This window comes from Rhizobium sp. BR 362, from assembly GCF_036528765.1.
Taxonomy (GTDB): Bacteria; Pseudomonadota; Alphaproteobacteria; order Rhizobiales; family Rhizobiaceae; genus Rhizobium.
Genome location: NZ_JARWGH010000009.1, coordinates 45,330 through 62,979, shown reverse-complemented (window position 1 = coordinate 62,979; position 17,650 = coordinate 45,330). Strand labels below are relative to the sequence as shown.

The following is a 17,650-nucleotide window of genomic DNA, read 5'->3' as shown; positions in this document are numbered from 1 at the left end:
CCAGATCTAGGCCAGTTTCCTTACGCCTTCAGCGCCGCCGGAACGGCGCGACGATGGCGGGACAGACGATATTCCAGCAGGCCGAGCGCCTGCAGGATGATGAAATTCAAGATGAGATAGATGGCGGCGGCGCAGAGGAAGACCTCCATCGTGCGGTAGGTATGCGAGATCAGCCGCTGGGCGACGCCGGTCACTTCCCAGACGGTGACGAGACTTGCGAGCGCCGTCGACTTCATCATCAGTACGATTTCGGTCGAATAGGCAGGCAAAGCGTGGCGGAAGGCGATCGGCGCCAGAACGCGCCGCACCAGCAGGAAACCGGACATGCCGATCGAACGCGCCGCCTCGATTTCACGCGGGGAGACGGCGCGAATGCCGCCACGGAAGATCTCCGCAGTATAACCGCCGGTGCAGAGCGCCAGCGACAGCACGGCACAGACGAAGGGCTCGCGCAGCAGGGGCCACAAAGGCCCATAGCGGATGAATCCGAACTGGGCGAGCCCGTAAAAGATGAGGAACATCTGGATCAGCAGCGGCGAGCCGCGGAAGACGAAGATGTAGCCCTTGGCAATGGCGGTAAAGACCGGATTGCCGCCGACCCGCATCCAGACGATCAGAATCGCGAGCAGGCCGCCGATCGCAATCGACAGGAAAAACAGCGCCAGCGTCGTCGGCAGAGCTTCGAGCAGCGTGAGCATGGTCTGTCCGAGAAAAGCGAAATCCATGATCGATCCTCAGGCCTGGCCCATTGCGGAGGGCATGCTGCGGTTGGCGCGCCGTTCGGCGCCGTTGAAGACGCGGTCAGACAGGCTTGTCAGGATGAGGTAGAGCGCGCCGCCCACGATGAAGAACAAGAAATATTGCCGCGTCGAACCGGCGGCGACCTGGCTGGTCCGCATCAGTTCGGCGAGGCCGGTGACCGAGATCAGCGCGGAATCCTTGAGGCTCAACTGCCAGACATTGCCCATGCCGGGAATGGCGTAGCGCAGCACCTGCGGCATGATGATGCGCCGGAATCTCATGCCTCTATGCATTCCGATCGCCGATGCGGCTTCAAGCTCGCCCCTGGAAATGGCGAGATAGGCGCCGCGGAACACTTCCGCTTGATAGGCGCCAGAGATGATGCCGACGGCAAGCGCACCCGCCGCAAAGGACGGCATGCCCAGAAACCCTTCATAGCCGAAGGACTTGCCGATGCTGGTGATCGCGCTCGATCCGCCGAAATAGATGAGATAGATGATGAGCAGTTCCGGGACGCCGCGGAAAACGGTCGTATATACGTTTCCGAGCGTTTTTAGGATGAGATTGCCGGAAAGCTTCGCCGCCGCGATGATGGCGCCGAAGACGGCGCCGATCGCCAATGCGACCGCGGTGACGCACAGCGTCATCAGCGCCCCGAGCAGAAGCAGCGCGCCCCAGCCGGTCGAGCCGAAACCGATCAATTGCAATATCGCCATCTCGTTCGTTCCCCGTCCCGAGCGGTCCGTCTTCTTGATTAGTCAAACATAACATGCGGGAATCGGCACTGAGGCCGAAGGCCGGCGCTTCTCTTGGAAGCGCCGGCCAACGATCATTCCTGCGGCGAGACGTCCGTCTTGAACCACTTCATGGAAAGGTTCTTCACCGTGCCGTCGGCCAGTGCCGACTTGATCGCCGCGCTGAACATGTCGCGCAGATCCGTGTCGGACTTGCGCACGCCAAGGCCCTCGCCGACGCCCCAGATCGGGCCGGCGATTTGCGGGCCAGTGAAAGCGAGCGCGCCATTGGCGGCGTCGAAAGCTGTCTGGAAATAAACGGCGTCGTCGAAGCCGAGATCGATACGGCCGTTCTGCAGATCGAGGTCACGGTCGGCGCCGGTCTTGTACTCGCGGATAGTCGCGACGTCACCAAAGTTATCGTAGATGAACTTCGCGTAGACGGTGGCGGCCTGAATGCCGATGGTCTTGCCCTTGAAGGCTGCCTTCAGCGCGTCGATCTCCTTAACGCCGGTCTGACCGGGCGTCATCTTGATGGTTGCGCCGGTGCCGGCGGCGTTGACCAGCGGGCTGTCCTTAGCGGTCGCGAAGGCGGCCGGCGTTGCGGCGTAGGGAACGGTGAAGTCGATGACCTGCTTGCGCTCGTCGGTGATCGACAGCGCATCCATGATCACGTCGAACTTGCCGGCGTTCAAAGCCGGGATCATGCCGTCCCAATCGGACGCCACGAGCTTGCAGTCGACCTTGGCCCGCTCGCACAGCACCTTGGCGAGCTCCGGTTCGAAGCCGCCGAGCGTGCCATCGGAGTTGGTCAGGTTCCACGGCGCATAGGCGCCTTCAAGCGTGATGGTAACGGTTTTCCAGTCCTTCGCCTGGGCCGCGGGGCCGGCGAGAACAGCGAGCGCAAGAGCGCTGGAAAGAAGGGCATGTCTAATCTTCATCGATGTTCTCCTCTTGAGATCGAAATAGCCAATTTCTGTTTACGCCAGTCTTCGCCGGCTTGCCGATCGCCACCCGCATTTGCTGGTCACATTGATCAGATAGTTGTATAGGGTACCATATGTGATATTTTGTGTTATGCAAGTGCCAAGTCGATTTACATGCGAAATTCGCGACTGCACAAGGATTAGGCAATGAAACGCGCTATCGACCGGAAACGTGAGCTCGCCGAAAATGACTCTGGCCCACTTTACGCCGGCGTCAAGCAGATGATCCTGGATCGCATTCACAGCGGCGAATGGCCGCCGAAGCATCGCGTCCCCTCAGAAAACGAGCTGGTCCTGGAGCTTGGCGTCAGCAAGATGACCGCCAACCGCGCGCTGCGAGAGCTAGCCAATGAAGGCGAACTCGTTCGCATCCAGGGGGTGGGTTCCTTCGTTGCGGAGCGGAAGGGGTATTCGGCGCTATTCGAAGTGCGCAACATCGCCGACGAGATCGCCGAACGCGGCCATGTTCATGAGGCTTCCGTCGTCGTTTTGGCCCGCGAAACAGCCTCCCCCGAGGTTGCCGACGCGCTGGAGCTGGAGATCGGGGCCGCTGTTTTCCACTCGCTGATCGTCCACAGCGAAAACGGCGTTCCGGTGCAGATCGAGGACCGTTTCGTCCACCCCGAAGCAGCCCCCGAATACCTGGAGCAGGATTTCACGACGCTGACACCGAATGCTTATCTGACGGCAGCCGCCCCGCTCAGCGGCTCGGAACACATTGTCGAGGCAGCGATGCCGCAGTCCTGGGAGTGCAAGCTCCTCACCGTCCTGAAGACCGAGCCCTGCCTTGCGATCCGCCGGCGCACCTGGTCGGCGCGGCAGGTCGTCTCTATCGCCCGCCTCGTCTATCCCGGCCACCGGTACCGGCTTGAAGCGCGCACGGGCAAGATGTTCGAGGAATGAAAACATCGATCAGCTTGTATATGGAAGATCGTACGCTTGAGCGGTGAGTGCCTTCACGGGGGCCGCACTCAGCCGCCGTCTCGCCGTTTCCTGTTTTTCATCGCCGGGTCGGGCAGCACCGTGCCAAACAGGTGATCCCAGAAAAGCGATGAAACACCATAATTTCCCTCGTCCGTCGAAGCATGATGCTGCGCGTGCCAGCGCTTGGCACGATAGAGATAGGTGCCGTGCGGAATCCGCCAGTGATGCATGGCGTGGTGCATCGTTCCGTAAGTGAGGTAGCCAAGCGCCATGCCGGCCGTGAACCCCGACCCCGCGCCGAAACCGAAGATCCACCACGAGGGCAGCAATACGCACGCGACCATGAAGAACAGGCTGAGCCAGATCGGCGTATCGATCAGTTCGGTCGGCGCGTGATGATGTTGAACATGCATATCGCGTATAAAGACGACATGATGCAGCACGAAGCGGTGGATGAGGTATTCCACCAGAGTCCATGCGGCTGCACCGATCACGATCGCTGCGAGCCATATCAAAGGCCGGCCATCATAGCCCCAAACAAAATAGGCAGCGACCAGTGCGACCGTGACGATCGGGTAGACGACGAAATTGGTATAATAAGCGACCGCATTTGGTTTTCGCGAAAGTGAGCGCCTCATGAGGCTTGCTCGCTGCATTGACTGTGAAGATTCGTCATAAGATTCTTCTTCATTCTTTACAGGCAGAAACGATTCATATGCCTCTGTCGGCGTTCGTTGGAGAACGCGCAAAGAAGCGAAAGCATTTCAATATTGGCACATAAGCGGTAAATCGACGGGGATTCACCACGGCCTACTCTATTCCGCTCGCAAGATGCCGGCGCAAAACCGGCCAATCACGAAGCAGCTTAGAAGCATGCCGAAACAAGATGTCTCTTAAAAAAATGACAGGCACGTGACGCGCCACCGAGGTGGGGCAATATCGGCTACGTCAGACAAAAAAAGAGCGACCAACACGATTGGCGTGTTGGTCGCTCCGCGAAGCGGCGGGTGAATTTGGTTGGGGGGCCTTTCGCACCCGCCGCAGTGCTCGATCAATCAGCGGTGTCGGTCGTATCGTCGGATGGCGCCGCAGTCGATCTTTCCAGCGCATCACGAACCTGGTCTATCTTTCCAACCGCCGGGCCGACGCCCAGGATGTCCTTGGCCTCCGCCAGCGTTTTGTCGGTCACGACGCCGGTCTTGGATTCCTGAGCCAGAGCCGAGCGCAGTGCATCGTCGCTCAGGGCAGGATCCGTCGGAATAGCATTGGTTCCATTCTTGAGTTCGAATTCAGCATAATCCATAACATAGGCTCTGATAGCCGCCATCTTCGGATCCTTGGAATTCATGTAGGCATGATAGTTCCTGTTGAGGGACTTGAGGCTGCCAAGCGCCGCTGCCTGCGTTTTGGTCTTGGCCACGCCGTGCTTCTCAAGCTTCTCATCAGCAGCCGCGGACTTCGAGAGGTGAGTCGCGTGCTTGCCGTGGCCCACATCTGCATCTGCATCTGCGCTTGCATCGGCATCCACATCCGTGTCGCTCGAATCTGAGTCATCGGACTTAGCGTGGCTCGAATTGGCGCTGCCGTGGCTCGCGCTATTGCTGTTGCCATTGCTATGGCCATTTCCATTGCTGTTGCCGTTTCCATTGCCACCGCCGGCACCACCATTGCCGTTTCCATTACCGCCCTTGGCATAGGCAAGACCTGTCAGACCCACAGCGGCGCCGCCGGCCGGAGCGACGGCTAGTACCAGCGCGACCATGGTCGTTCCGAAAACTGATCGGAGTTTCATGTGCTTCTTCCTTTCATTTCAGACGTGCGCCCTTCCGATGCCATGCGACCGCGGCGGGGACGAGCAATGTTGCTGCTCGCCACAATATTGCTCAAAAAGAAAGTTTCTACCGAGGTCAGACCAATGCCACCGGCGATCGGACCTTAGCCCGACGGCGGATGGCCGAAAGTCTCATTGATGTCGAAAGAAGCTTAGGTTGGGGAAAGCCCGAGACTTCCAGGGGAGATGAACCAGTCGCCATTTGACGCGCTGTCCAGCTACAATAGGTATGCCCTATTGGGTGGTCATCGGTGAAAGTAACCAGACATGCTGACGAAGCTCAAATCAATGCTGTCGCCGGTTCGTTTACTCGCCGGTTGGAATTCTCAATCGCTGGCGAAACAATTCCTGCTGATCGGCGGTTTTGTTTCCGCCTGCGCGATGCTTCTCGTGGGCGCCTTCGTCACCAGTCTCATCGAGGATGCCGTCACGCGCAACTCCGCCGCCAGCACCGCTCTTTATGTCGACAGCGTCATCGCCCCGCTGCTTCCGGATATGCAGAAGACGGAGCTTCTGGACGATACGGTGACGCACGCACTCGACGAAACACTCGGTGAGGGCGCGCTTGGCAGCCGCCTCATGTCCTTTCGCCTCTGGCGTAGCGATGGAACCATTCTTTATTCCAACGACAAAAACCTGATGGGCAAACAGTTCCCGCTCAGCCATGACCTGAAGACGGCGTTTGCCGGCACGATGGTGGCGCAGTTCAATCAGCTCGACGACGACGTCGAAAGCGTTGCAGAGCGCAACAGCGGCAAGCCGCTTCTGGAGATCTACAATCCGGTCCTCCAACCCTGGTCGGGCAAGGTCGTGGCCGTTTCCGAATTTTATGAGGTGGCATACGACTTCGAGCGCAGCCTGAACCAGGCGCGTATGAGAAGCTGGCTAGCCGTCGCCTTGTTCACCCTGACGTTCTTTCTCGTTCTATCCATTATCGTTCTACGCGGAAGCCGAACGATCGAGAGCCAGCGTAGCGCATTGAAAGCGCGTATCGGCGAGCTATCCTCGCTTCTGCAGCAGAACGAGATTTTGCATGCCCGCGTGCAAAGAGCTTCACAACGTGCCGCCGCTCTCAATGAAAGCTATCTCAGGCGCATCGGCGCCGATTTACACGACGGACCCGCCCAGCTCGTCGCCTATGCATCGCTGAGGCTGGATAGCGCCGCCCTGGTCAATCCGGCCACGCCGGCGCAAGAGCGAGAGCAGTCGCTTGCGGCAATCAAGTCAAGCTTGGACGATGCGATGGCAGACATCAGAAGCATCTGCAGCGGGCTGGTGCTGCCGCATATCGAGTCGGCAAACCTGACGGAACTATTGCAACGCGCCGTCCGCGCCCACGAGCAACGAACCGGCGTCACGGTCGGCCTATCCCTTTCCGATACCGCGCCGGAACTTTCGACTTCCGCGAAGATATGCATATACCGCTTCGTTCAAGAAGCGCTGAACAACGGCTATCGTCACGGTGAAGGCGCAGCACAGCAAGTGAAACAAGCCATCGACGGCGGGCAGATCACAATCGCAGTATCGGACGAGGGACCCGGCTTCGATCCGGCCTATATACCGCCAAGCAGCATCGGTTTGGCTGGCCTAAGAGAGCGGGTGGAAAGTCTCGGCGGCATTTTCGAATTAAAATCTTCCGAAAGCGGCACCGTGGTTCAAATGTCGCTGAACGCAATGGAAATGGAGCAAATATGACGACGGCAATCAGTCTAGCGGTGATCGATGATCATCCACTGTTCCGGGAAGGGGTCATTCGCAGCCTTGCCGAGATCGACGGTTTTACGATTGTTGGCGAAGGCAGTACGAAGGAGGATGCGGTTCGAATAGTCGAGGATAAGCATCCAGACGTCTTGTTGTTGGATATTTCCATGCCTGGTGGAGGCCTGGAGGCGCTTTCGCTGATCATGGAGCGGATGCCCGATCAGAAGATCGTGATGCTGACGGTCTCCGAAGCCAGTGACGATGTGACGACGGCTCTCAAAAACGGAGCGAAGGGATATGTGCTGAAAGGCGTCGGATCGAGACCGCTGGCAGACATCCTCCGCACGGTAGCCTCCGGGGAAAGCTATGTGGCCCCTACTCTTTCCGCTCGCCTGATCTCCGGCGACGGCAGCGCTTCCTTGCGGAAAGCCGATCTTCTTCGTGACCTGACGGGTCGGGAAAGCGAGGTACTTCAGCTCGTTGCAGCCGGATTAAGCAACAAGCACATCGGTCTGAAGCTCGATCTCCACGAAAAGACGGTCAAGCATCATATGACCCAGATTTTCACGAAGCTAGGCGTTGCGAACCGAACCGAGGCTGCGATGGCTTTTCGCGATGCGCTTGAAAAGCGCGTTTAGAGTATTGTCCTTTATTTAGTGAAGGAAAGACCGCAGCCTTTGCCGATCGGTCACCGTCGCACTGCGATTGATGATGGTGCGACCCTTCGAATCCTTCATGACATAACGTCCGTTCTGTATTTCTTCGCTCATGCCATCATCGTGGTGCACTGCCATCGACGCATCATTTGCATCGGCTGAGTCATCCGAATCACTTTGCGTAGCGCTTTTTCCGCTGGCCGCTTTGCCACTGCTGTTTCCACCGGCATTGCCATTGCTGCCGCTATTGCCGCTGCTGTTTCCACCGGCATTGCCATTGCTGCCGCTATTGCCGCCGGCGTTACCGTTGCTCCCGCCATTGCCGTTGCCGTTGCCTCCGCCATTTCCGTTGCCATTACCTCCACCGTTGCCATTGCCGCCGCCATTACCGTTACCCCCACCGTTGCCATTACCTCCACCATTGCCATTTCCCCCGCCGTTTCCATTACCTCCACTCTTTGCAGCAGCTTTTTCGGCGACAAGGCTGATTGAGGATTTATGAAAATCGACGGTATAAGGCGTTGCGACGAGCGCCAGCGTAAACGAAACACCGAGAAGAGCGGTGATCGACTTTCCGCGTAACGACATGGCTGGCCTCCTGCACGCTCATAAATAGGTCATTGTGCGGAAAGACTGTTCAGACGCCGTACGCGAAACCGTTCAATTACGTATTCGAAACGGCCTCTCCGCAACGACATCAGATCGTTCCTGAGGCGCAGCCGTCAACCTTTGTCCAGGCAAAAACGCCCATCTTGGACTTTTGCAATTGCGGCTAAGACCTTGGTCCGGTTCTTCATTGGACAAAAGTCCGAAGGCCGGCTGGACTGAAGCCTCAATGACAAACAGTGCGATTGAAAGAGCGCCTCCCCTGCGCTTACTACTACCTCGTAGATAGTCGGCACACTGACGAAGGCATGGAGATGAATGCCTTTTGTCACGACCGACTGCAATGGGAATGGGGAATCTTTCGTAGACACGCTCTACACCTCACTTGTTTGACCTAAGTCGCTGAAGCGACGCCGAGTACGCGTGGCGCCAACATTCTGCCCGGATTGGCGCCGGCACAGAAATCCCGCCAGCTCTTGCTGTTCATTTCGAGCTGGTCCGGCGCGAAAGGCATAAAAATGAAAACACAATGGAAAAGGTATCTGGATCAGACGACACCACCCGGCGCCATTGTCGATTTCTCGGCCGCAGCTTTCCTCCTTCAAGTGGCGATCAATCTCCGATTTTCTCTGAACATTGTCGAAGCGACGCCCGAATGTCATTATCTCGCCGAGCGTGTCATGGCATCTGCCGAAATATATGGCGAAGCGAGGGAGGCGGGTTCGGCGCTCGCATTTACCGATGCGGAGAAGGCATTGGCGGCCGCCGTAACGCTTCTCGCCATCGAACTGCAACAATGCTCCTCGCCATCTGGCGTCGTCGACGCATCCTTGACCCCAAGGCATCCGATCGCAGCATCGCGGTCGAAGAGGGTCGAAAGCAACCCTTTCGGACACGCGTCCCTGTAATCTTCCTCGCGAGCAGCAAAATCATTATTCAATAACGCGCGCCCGCAATTCCTTGGATGGCACCAGGCAGGTCTCGTATCTGCCGAAAATGCGGTATCTGTTTTTAGCGATCAGATCATATGCCGCATTGGCAAGCCGCCGCGGCATCAGGTTCACCACCGCAAGCAAGCTCCAAGGAAAGCCGAGGCAACGCATGGCGGTGGCAAACGCATCCATTTTCGTGTGCAGGATGCCGTCAACGATCACCAGGTTGGTCGAAAAATCCGTCGGATCGAGGCCGTAGTGTCGATAAAGCGCCTGCCCAAGCGGAGACTGTGCGGCCGTGAACAGGAAACGGCCGGAAGGGTCGTGAGCGAAGACAAAACGAATGAATGAGGAGCAGAAAATGCACTCGTGGTCGAAAACGATAAGACCCTTGTCATGGTCGTGAGGCGGCACGTTCGGGTCATTTCTGAAACTGTATGAAGCAAGTTCGGTCATCGGCAGCGTATCTCCGAAGCGGAGTGAACGTCGCGATAGGCTTTGCGTCAAGCGAAAGTTGTAGCCGTCCAGCCCACGTCATTTCGGCAAGAGCCCGCACCTCAAGCCCTGGGGCCACTTTCTGCAGACGAGGTCGTCCGAAACGGCGCCTCCAGCCCGAAAACCCGTCGGATGAGATAGTCCAAGGACAGACGTCCCGGCCCCCAAGCCATAATGCCCAGCGCCATTGCCGCCCAGGTGATATGAACGGGCCATCCATCGGGAACCGTCAATTCCACGATGACCGTCATGGCGAGAAGACCGGTCGCGGCAAAGCGCGTGGCAAGGCCAAGCACCAGAAGGGTCGAAAATACGACCTCCCCGGACCCCGACAGGAATGCCATCACCGCCGGCGCCGGATAGGGATATGGCCCACCTGGAAGATGCAGCATGAACTCGTCCGTGAAGAGCTCGATGGCCGTATCGCTCAACTGCAGGAATCCATCCCATTTAAGGATGCCGGAACGCCAAAACGGCACGGCAAGCCCGATCCGCAGAACAAGTTGCACCAGGGATGGCTGAGCGATCATCTGTACCAGCCAGCTTGCTTTTTCGAGCAATGCAACGACAGGTGCGAACGGCTTACTCACTACCGACGTTTCAAGCGTTTTCGACATTGGAATTCCCCAGGTAAATCTCAGTAAAAGCGCCGGCTTCGATCATCTCGGCGACCATGCCTGCGAGATCGAAAGCAGGGTTGACATCCAGCGCTGCAGCCGCAGCCGCCGCGAAAGTACCGCCACCAGCAAGGCAGGTAAGGAATGCGGCCCCGCCAGGCTGCAGCAACCGAACCACGACCTCGAGTTCCGGCCGCGTGATCAAAGCGTCCTCGGGAACGATATGCTCGATGCGCCTCACCGGCTCGGCGCCCCGATTGGCGGCGAAGATCGTCACCGCCGGAAATTGGGATGACAGAATTCTCGTCGCCGGATGGACGTGAAATCGTAGTTCGGGCAGTTCGTCCGGTGCGACGCACGCGAGATCAGCCGCTGAGATAACCGGGCAATCAGCAGCATGATAGGCATCAAGCCAGGCCCGCTCCAATCGCGCGACGTCGCCTAGCCAAGGCATCGACTGCGCGTATTCATAGCCATTGATAAAGGCTGGAAAACCGCGGCCATATTCGAACAAAAGCGGTGAGGTCGGCGGCGTTTCACGAATGTGGAAGCGCGCCATCGCGCGAAAGAAATCCGGCCCCGTTATGCGCTGGGTCGCAGGAAAAATCGCGGCCAGCGTCTCGATCAGGCTCACCGTCACATTGTTGCGGTAGACGTTGTAGCGTTTATCCGCGCCTTTCCCATGCGGGCCGACCAGCGAAGCCGGCGTTTGCTGTTCGGGATTCAGCAGCGACTTGGAGAAGGTCGACGCGAATGACGGATCGCCGCACCCGATCGAGAGGATCTCAGCGGACTGCATGGGATTTGCCTGATATCTGGGATTGGCGATCGAGAATCGCTTGGGCTGCAACGGCCTCGGCGCGCAAGACCGGCCAATCGGGGATTTTGCTGTCCCACTCGACCAGCGAGGGAATTGGCCCGCATCGGTCGATGACGATCTTGTAAAGACGCCAGACTGCGTCCGCCACAGGTCCATCGTGACTGTCGATCAGCAGCAGATCGCCCTCATCGTCCGTCTGCTCCGCATGGCCTGCGAGATGGATTTCGCCGACCTTCGACAAGGGAAAACCGGCAAGATAATCCAGCGCCGAATAGCCGTGGTTGGTGGCCGAAACAAAGACGTTGTTGACGTCGAGCAAAAGCCCACAACCGGTCCGCTTCGCAATCTCGCCGATAAAATCCGTTTCGCTCATCGAAGATTCGGCGAAGAGCACGTAAGTCGAGGGATTTTCAAGCAGAATGGGGTGTCCGATCGCCATCTGCATCTCGTCGATGTGATTGCAGACATGCGTGAGCGTGGCGTTCGTATAAGGCAGCGGCAGCAGGTCGTTCAGATAGGTGTTCTCGTGGGTCGACCATGCCAGGTGCTCGGACACGAGTGCAGGCTCATACCTGATCACCAGCTCGCGAAAGCGCCGGAGGTGATTCTTGTTCAGCGGCTGCGGCCCACCGAGCGACATGCAAACGCCATGCAGCGAGATCGGATGATCCCGGCGCACGAGCTCGAGCGCGTGATGGGGAGGACCGCCGGCGCCCATGTAATTTTCGGCGTGAATTTCGAAGAAACCTTGCGGGCCTGTTTCGGCGAGTATGGCGGGCAGATGTTCCGGCTTGAAACTCGTGCCCGCCAGGCCGTGAACGGGATAGGAGGGAAAGCGGAGCGCTGCACCCGCTTCGACGACAGGAGCCACGGTTCGATTGTGGGCGTTCATCGTGTCTTCTCCGCTTTCCGATAGCTGTTTCGATTAGAGATCGCGCTTGAGCGGCATCAGCGAGCCATGGCGGCCGCCGGGAATGTCGAGCGACGCGCAGGTGCCGCCTTGAACAAACTTCCAGGAGTTGCCCTGGAAATCGACAGTCGATGTCCCTTGGCAAGTCGTTCCCGGGCCGGCGGCGCAATCGTTTTGGCCCTTCAGAGCAACTCCGTAGCACTTCTCCTTGTGAGCGGCGACGGCAGCACTGGCTTCAGCCTTCGTCAGCGGTGCGGCGGCGGCCATGGACGCAAGCGCCGTAGTCACCGCACCGGCGAGCAGGACAGAACTCACAGTAGCTTTCAACATGAACTATCTCCATTTGGGTTCGTTGACGCCCCTTTCTTCGGGGCACGCCAGGTACTCGTGCGAAAAGGGAGATTCGTTACAGCCAAGATTGTCACGAACGCGTGATTGCCGGCGTATGGGGTCCAGCCGGGCGTGGCATGCAATCGAGAAAATGCTGTTCGGAGAGTTTCTGCCTTTATATCGGCAGGCCGCGCGTCACCGCCCGTTCACCCAGAATTGCCGCGCCGCACAAGCTCAAACACAATGGCTATATAGAACCGCCGGGCGCAAACCCGGCGGTTTTTTCGTGTTTAACCATCAAGAAATTACGATATTCGCTCACAGGTCCACGTCTCGTCTGTGAGAGCTTTTATCTAGCGGAACGCAATTGCAGCCTCGACACGCCGGCGGCAACGTTAAGTCCTGTTCCCGTTTCGCCGCTCAGCGGCTGCAGGCCGAAATTTTTTGAATTGCCCCCGATCAGCGCATTTGCCCCGAGGCCAATGCCCACGGCAGCGCCTGCGGACGCGCCGACATAATTGCCGGCCAAAGCGCCTTCTCCGGCGCGGGTCGGATGGAGACTGTAGACGGCCCAGCTCAGATAGGACTTGCCTGTCACGCCGATGTCGACGCCGAGCTTGCCGATGGAGCCGATATAGCGCTCCGACGGACCAGAGCTCCGCTTGAACCTGCAATCGACGGCCTTGTTGGAGCCGATAATCATACCGACGCCTCCGGCGACCTGACAAGACAGGGTGCCAAGACGTTCCTTAGGCCCGGTCGTAACCTCTTCCTTGTGGGTGTGTTTTTGTGATCGATGCACCGTCGCTGCGTCGGCAGCAGGAACGGTGAACACGAGCGAGGCTGCGGTGACTATAAGAGCAAGCTTTTTCATAAGATTTCTCCTTGATCATTCGCATCTCCATCAACGCGCCGGACAGGAGTTCGTTCGAGCCGAGGATTCCTAGATCAGACCATACTGCTTCGCCTTGTTGCGCAGGAACGGCAGACCGTTGCCCATGACCTCTTCCTCATCCTTGGCGACGGGGCGCCAGACCGACAGTCCATAGGCGAGTTCCGGCGGCATGTTGATGAAGCTTTCCATCGCAAGGCCGCCCTTGAAGCCGATAGCGGCGAGCGTCGCGTAGATCTCGTCCCAATCGCAGGTGCCATAGCCGGGCGTGCCCCGGTCGCTTTCCGAGAGATGGATATATTTCAGGTAATCGCGAGCGGCCAAAATGCCGTTGCCGACGCCCTTTTCCTCGATGTTCATATGATAGGTATCGAGATGGACGAAGACGTTGTCGGCGCCGACGCGCTCGATCATCTCCACCGCTTGCCAGCCGGTGTTGATCAGATGGTTCTCATAGCGGTTGACGGCCTCGATGCCGAGTTCGATGCCGCGGCCCTTGGCGTGCTTGGCTGCGGCCGTCAAAACCCGGGCGACATTGTCATACTCTTTTTGCGTCGGGGGAACGCCGGTACGCTCGCCGATACCGCCATAGATCACCCCGGAAAGAGCCTCACCGCCAAGATCGGCGGTCTTATCGATCGCGATGGCGAGATGTTCGATCGCAGCATCCGGGCGCACGGACGCCCAGGCGTGTTCGGGAAGGCCGAGCGAGCACACGGCCCGAAGCCTATGTTTTTCCAGCAATGCCTTGGTATGGGCCGTATCGACGGCGGGCGGATTGAGCATCGGGATTTCGATGAAATCCACCTTGTATTTAACGGCGGCGGCGACCGCCCGCTCGGCCCCTGCCCGGTCCCAATTCATCGTCCACATGCTGGTGTGAACACCGAAGCCTTCCATAGCCTTCATCCTTTTCTCTTGTTGAAAAACTTGTAGTGGGAGGCGACCCAGCGCAGGAACATCACTCCGACCAGAAGCAGACCCCACACCGCGGTCGCCAGATGCTGATTGGCTCCCATCAGGTTCAGCCCCGAAGACAGGAGCTGCAGAACGACGAGCGCCACGAAGACGGGAATGACGCGGCCGAAGCCGCCGAACGGATTGACGCCGCCCAGGAAGCAGGCAAGCACCGTGATCAGCAGATAGGATTCGCCGTGGCCGACGCGGACGGAATTGAACCGCGCCAGCATGATGATGCCGGCCACGGCACACATGGCGCCGGAGAGCGTATAAACGAGGACGACAACCTTGCGCGTGTTGACGCCGGAGTAGCGGGCAGCTTCGATATTGGAGCCGATCATATAGGTGTTGAAACCGAGCTTCATGCGCGTCAGCAGCAGATGCCAGAGGGCAACGCAGACAATGAAGATGATCAAAGGGACGGGAATACCGAGTAGCGATCCGTGCCCCAGGGGCCGGATGAAGTCCGGAAAGCCCGATACATCACCGCCCCGGGTGAGAAACTCGCCAAGGCCGCGCAGGAAGATCATCATCGATAGCGATACGAGAATGGGGTGAGCGCGTGTATAGGCGATGACGAAACCCATGATCACGCCGCTCGCCGCCCCTGCCGCAAGTGCCAGCACGCATCCGAGGGCGAATGCCAAAGGTCCGGCATCCACGCCGCCGTTTGCCTGCAAGACCCAGGCAACCGTCAATCCGGCGATATTCGCCGTGAATGTTATGGCTAGGTTAAGGCCGCCCGTCAGAATGGGCAGCAGCATCGCCATTGTCAAAAGGCCAAGCTCGGGCAGTTGGAAGGCGACCGAACCGAAGGTCGCCTGGCTCAGAAATTGCGGCGAGGCAAGCCCGAAGAAGATCATCACGGCAATAAAGGCAAAGAAGGGCCCCGCCATTTCCGCACCGAAGCGCTTCTGGAATCTTTCGACGAGAGCGGTCATCGTGCCTGCCCCTCCCTGCGCAGAAGCGGCACAAGCTTGTCGATCCGCGTATTCGATAGCGTGATGGCGACCAGAATGATGGCGCCGATGATCATCTTGAACGCGAAGGGCGAGACGCCCATCAGATTGAGCCCGTTTTGCGTAATGGAGATCAGCAGCACGCCGAGGACGCAGCCGAGCACCGATCCCTTGCCGCCGCCGAGACGTGCACCGCCGAGAACGACCGCGGCAAGCACGTCGAGCTCGCGACCGTAAAGCGCATTCGGGACGACCTCTTGCGCATAATGCGCCTGCACCAGCCCACCAATACCGGCCATCAAACCCAACCAGCCGAATGCGATGAATTGCATCGCGGCGATATTGATGCCGAAACGGCGCGCGCCTTCGGGATTGTCGCCAAAGGCATAGAGCTGGCGGCCGATCGTGGTGCGGGTGATGAGCACCCAGGTGGCGACGACGCAGATCACCATGACCAGGACCGGAAGCGTGATCTCGATCCAAGTGCCGTCCGGCATCTCATGCTCGAACAGGACCACCTTGTCCGTCAGCCAGTCCGGCAGGTCGTAGATCGACACGCCCTTGGTGAAGAACATCAGAAGCCCGAAATAGATGTTGAAAGTGGAGATGGTCGCGACGATCGAGATGATCCGGAAGCGATGGATGAGGAAGGCGTTGATCGCTCCGAGCAAAATGCCGATCGATCCCGCGATGAGAAGGCCCGAGAGCCAGCTTCCCCCGCCGATCCAGCCGAGCGCGATCGCCGTCACATACTGAACGACGGACGCACCGACGGCGAAGGAGATATCGATCCCGCCGGCGATCAGAACCACCAGCAGGCCGACCGCGAAGATGATGTTGACGGCGCTGGTGTTCAGAAGATCGAAGCTATTGCCGAGGGAGAAGAAATTGTCCGTCGCGAAAGACAGGAAGGCGCAGATGACGATCATCACCGCCAGCAGGGAGCTTTCCGTCGCGTGGGTGCTGATGAATTTACGCATAGACGGCAGCCTCGATATCGTGAAGGGAACATTGCCGCGGATCGAACGAACCGACGATCCTGCCCAGCGCCATGTGCAGCACGCGGTCCGCGTTGAAATAGACCTCGGGCACCTCGTCGGAGATCAGGATGATCGCCAGGCCGCTTTCGGCCAACTTGGCGACGATGTCGAAGATGCCGGCCCGCGCGCCGACATCGACGCCGACCGTCGGCGCATCCAGGATCAGCAGCTTCGGATCGGTCGCCAGCCATTTGGCGATGGCGACGCGCTGCTGATTGCCGCCAGACAACGTCGAAATCGCATCCTCCTGCCGTCCGATCCTGATACCGAGCTCGCGAATCCAGCGCGAAACGAGGCTTTCCTTTCTTTCGTCGGAAAGGAAGCCGCCGGACAGGATCTTGAGCAAAGACGAGATCACGAGATTGTCGGCGATCGATTGCGGCTGGATGAGCCCAAGCGACAGCCGGTCCTCGGAAAGATAGGCGATGCCTGCCTGGACCGCATCGCGATTGGACGAGAAGCGTACTGGCCTGCCATCCAGCATGATCGTTCCGGAATCCGGTCTCGTCATGCCGAAGAGAGCAAGGGCAAGTTCCGTCCGCCCGGCCCCGAGCAGCCCGGTGATGCCAAGCGTTTCGCCGCGTCGCACCGTCAGCGTAATGTCCTCGAACTGACCGCGCCGGCTGAGCGAATTAACATCGAGCACAACGGGCTGCTGATCCTTCGGCCTCGCCCGAACCTGATTGTCGAAGGTCTTTCCCGTCATCAGCTCGGTGATGCGGGACTGCGTCATGCCTTCCGTCGGATAGACCCCGACAAGGGCACCATCCCTGAGCACGGTCAGCCTGCTCGATATGTCGAGCACTTCCGCTAGCCGATGGCTGACGAAGACGACCGCAACGCCGGAGGCGGAGAGATTACGGACGATATCGAGAAGATGGTTGGTCTCCGATTGCGTGAGCGAGGCCGTCGGCTCATCCATGAAGACGATCTTGGCTTCACCGACCAATGCGCGCGCAATGGCCACGATCTGCCGTTGGGCGATCGCAAATTCTTTGAGAGGCAGATCGACATCGAGTGCAACGCCAAGCCGTTTCAGCGCGTTCATCGCAAGCTGTCGCATCTGCGTGTAGTCAACGAGGCGGGGCCAGCGGCCGAGTACGGTCTGAAATGCGATATTCTCCGCGACGCTCATTTCCGGAAATAGCGCGAGGTCCTGCCAGATGACTTGGATACCTTTCGCCTGCGCGGTGACGGGCGACATATGCGAATAAGTCTGGCCGTCATATTCGATGACGGCGCCGGGCGCTGGGCGATAGACGCCGGTGATGATTTTGATCAACGTGCTCTTGCCCGAGCCGTTTTCGCCGGCAAGGCAGTGGACCTCGCCTGGACGGACTTCAAAGGCCACGTTCTTCAAGGCTTTGACGCCGCCGAACGTTATGTTGATGTCGCGAAGCGATAGCAGCGCTCCGCCGCTCGCATTCGCGCTTTCGATCTCAGACATGCGGATCCGCCCGTCATACCTTGGATGGGTGAGGACATGCCGGGCCAGCCGAAGCCAGCCCAGCCTGCC

At 58.8% G+C, this 17,650-nt stretch carries 20 protein-coding genes; 4 read left to right on the top strand and 16 right to left on the bottom strand.

The features are described from left to right. Positions 1–20 precede the first annotated feature (20 nt). The 3 genes from QDY28_RS14890 to QDY28_RS14880 form a co-directional block, all read right to left on the bottom strand. A complete protein-coding gene (locus QDY28_RS14890) occupies positions 21–725 on the bottom strand; it encodes an ABC transporter permease (protein WP_331382457.1) in 705 nt (234 codons plus the stop codon). Between the two features lie 9 nt (positions 726–734). Then, positions 735–1,457: an ABC transporter permease gene (locus QDY28_RS14885; protein WP_331382456.1), complete on the bottom strand. Its 723-nt coding sequence runs from the start codon at positions 1,455–1,457 to the stop codon at positions 735–737. Between the two features lie 113 nt (positions 1,458–1,570). Then, positions 1,571–2,416 (bottom strand): transporter substrate-binding domain-containing protein, encoded by an 846-nt coding sequence (locus QDY28_RS14880; protein WP_331382455.1) that lies wholly within the window; start codon positions 2,414–2,416, stop codon positions 1,571–1,573. Between the two features lie 192 nt (positions 2,417–2,608). On the opposite strand from QDY28_RS14880, the gene hutC reads away from it, so the two are divergent. Further along, on the top strand, positions 2,609–3,364 hold the full coding sequence (gene hutC / locus QDY28_RS14875) for a histidine utilization repressor (RefSeq protein ID WP_331382454.1): 756 nt from the start codon (positions 2,609–2,611) through the stop codon (positions 3,362–3,364). A gap of 68 nt (positions 3,365–3,432) precedes the next feature. On the opposite strand, the gene QDY28_RS14870 is transcribed toward hutC, so the two are convergent. Together QDY28_RS14870 and QDY28_RS14865 are read right to left on the bottom strand one after the other, a co-directional pair. Beyond that, entirely contained in the window at positions 3,433–4,023 is a 591-nt protein-coding gene (locus QDY28_RS14870; protein ID WP_331382453.1) for a sterol desaturase family protein, read from the bottom strand. Positions 4,024–4,436: 413 nt separating this feature from the next. Beyond that, entirely contained in the window at positions 4,437–5,177 is a 741-nt protein-coding gene (locus QDY28_RS14865; protein WP_331382452.1) for a hypothetical protein, read from the bottom strand. Between the two features lie 306 nt (positions 5,178–5,483). Here QDY28_RS14865 and QDY28_RS14860 point away from each other — a divergent pair, with 306 nt between their 5' ends. Both QDY28_RS14860 and QDY28_RS14855 read left to right on the top strand, forming a co-directional pair. Continuing rightward, positions 5,484–6,911 carry a sensor histidine kinase gene (locus tag QDY28_RS14860; protein WP_331382451.1) on the top strand — a complete coding sequence of 476 codons (1,428 nt, stop codon included), beginning with the start codon at positions 5,484–5,486 and terminating at the stop codon, positions 6,909–6,911. Further along, a complete protein-coding gene (locus QDY28_RS14855) occupies positions 6,908–7,555 on the top strand; it encodes a response regulator transcription factor (protein ID WP_331382450.1) in 648 nt (215 codons plus the stop codon). The genes QDY28_RS14860 and QDY28_RS14855 overlap by 4 nt, the downstream gene beginning before the upstream one ends. A 15-nt stretch (positions 7,556–7,570) precedes the next feature. On the opposite strand, the gene QDY28_RS14850 is transcribed toward QDY28_RS14855, so the two are convergent. Further along, positions 7,571–8,161, bottom strand: coding sequence for a hypothetical protein (locus QDY28_RS14850; protein ID WP_331382449.1), 591 nt, complete (start codon positions 8,159–8,161; stop codon positions 7,571–7,573). Between the two features lie 536 nt (positions 8,162–8,697). Here QDY28_RS14850 and QDY28_RS14845 point away from each other — a divergent pair. After that, positions 8,698–9,087: a hypothetical protein gene (locus QDY28_RS14845; RefSeq protein ID WP_331382448.1), complete on the top strand. Its 390-nt coding sequence runs from the start codon at positions 8,698–8,700 to the stop codon at positions 9,085–9,087. Between the two features lie 24 nt (positions 9,088–9,111). On the opposite strand, the gene QDY28_RS14840 is transcribed toward QDY28_RS14845, so the two are convergent. From QDY28_RS14840 to QDY28_RS14795, 10 genes are all read right to left on the bottom strand, one after another. After that, a complete protein-coding gene (locus QDY28_RS14840) occupies positions 9,112–9,567 on the bottom strand; it encodes a thiol-disulfide oxidoreductase DCC family protein (protein ID WP_331382447.1) in 456 nt (151 codons plus the stop codon). A gap of 101 nt (positions 9,568–9,668) precedes the next feature. After that, positions 9,669–10,223: a DoxX family protein gene (locus tag QDY28_RS14835; RefSeq protein WP_331382446.1), complete on the bottom strand. Its 555-nt coding sequence runs from the start codon at positions 10,221–10,223 to the stop codon at positions 9,669–9,671. Continuing rightward, complete coding sequence (locus QDY28_RS14830) at positions 10,207–11,022, bottom strand: HvfC/BufC N-terminal domain-containing protein (RefSeq protein ID WP_331382445.1); 816 nt, start codon at positions 11,020–11,022, stop codon at positions 10,207–10,209. The genes QDY28_RS14835 and QDY28_RS14830 overlap by 17 nt, the downstream gene beginning before the upstream one ends. Next, positions 11,009–11,935, bottom strand: a complete 927-nt coding sequence (gene bufB / locus QDY28_RS14825; protein ID WP_331382444.1) for an MNIO family bufferin maturase — start codon at positions 11,933–11,935, stop codon at positions 11,009–11,011. The genes QDY28_RS14830 and bufB overlap by 14 nt, the downstream gene beginning before the upstream one ends. 33 nt (positions 11,936–11,968) lie before the next feature. Further along, positions 11,969–12,283 (bottom strand): BufA1 family periplasmic bufferin-type metallophore, encoded by a 315-nt coding sequence (locus tag QDY28_RS14820; RefSeq protein WP_028751990.1) that lies wholly within the window; start codon positions 12,281–12,283, stop codon positions 11,969–11,971. Positions 12,284–12,632: 349 nt separating this feature from the next. After that, a complete protein-coding gene (locus QDY28_RS14815; RefSeq protein WP_331382443.1) occupies positions 12,633–13,157 on the bottom strand; it encodes a DUF992 domain-containing protein in 525 nt (174 codons plus the stop codon). A gap of 69 nt (positions 13,158–13,226) precedes the next feature. Further along, positions 13,227–14,075 (bottom strand): sugar phosphate isomerase/epimerase family protein, encoded by an 849-nt coding sequence (locus QDY28_RS14810; RefSeq protein ID WP_331382548.1) that lies wholly within the window; start codon positions 14,073–14,075, stop codon positions 13,227–13,229. Positions 14,076–14,080: 5 nt separating this feature from the next. After that, entirely contained in the window at positions 14,081–15,076 is a 996-nt protein-coding gene (locus QDY28_RS14805) for an ABC transporter permease (RefSeq protein WP_331382442.1), read from the bottom strand. Beyond that, complete coding sequence (locus tag QDY28_RS14800) at positions 15,073–16,074, bottom strand: ABC transporter permease (protein ID WP_331382441.1); 1,002 nt, start codon at positions 16,072–16,074, stop codon at positions 15,073–15,075. The genes QDY28_RS14805 and QDY28_RS14800 overlap by 4 nt, the downstream gene beginning before the upstream one ends. Further along, entirely contained in the window at positions 16,067–17,581 is a 1,515-nt protein-coding gene (locus QDY28_RS14795) for a sugar ABC transporter ATP-binding protein (RefSeq protein ID WP_331382440.1), read from the bottom strand. Before QDY28_RS14795 ends, QDY28_RS14800 begins: the two co-directional genes overlap by 8 nt. Positions 17,582–17,650 lie beyond the last annotated feature (69 nt).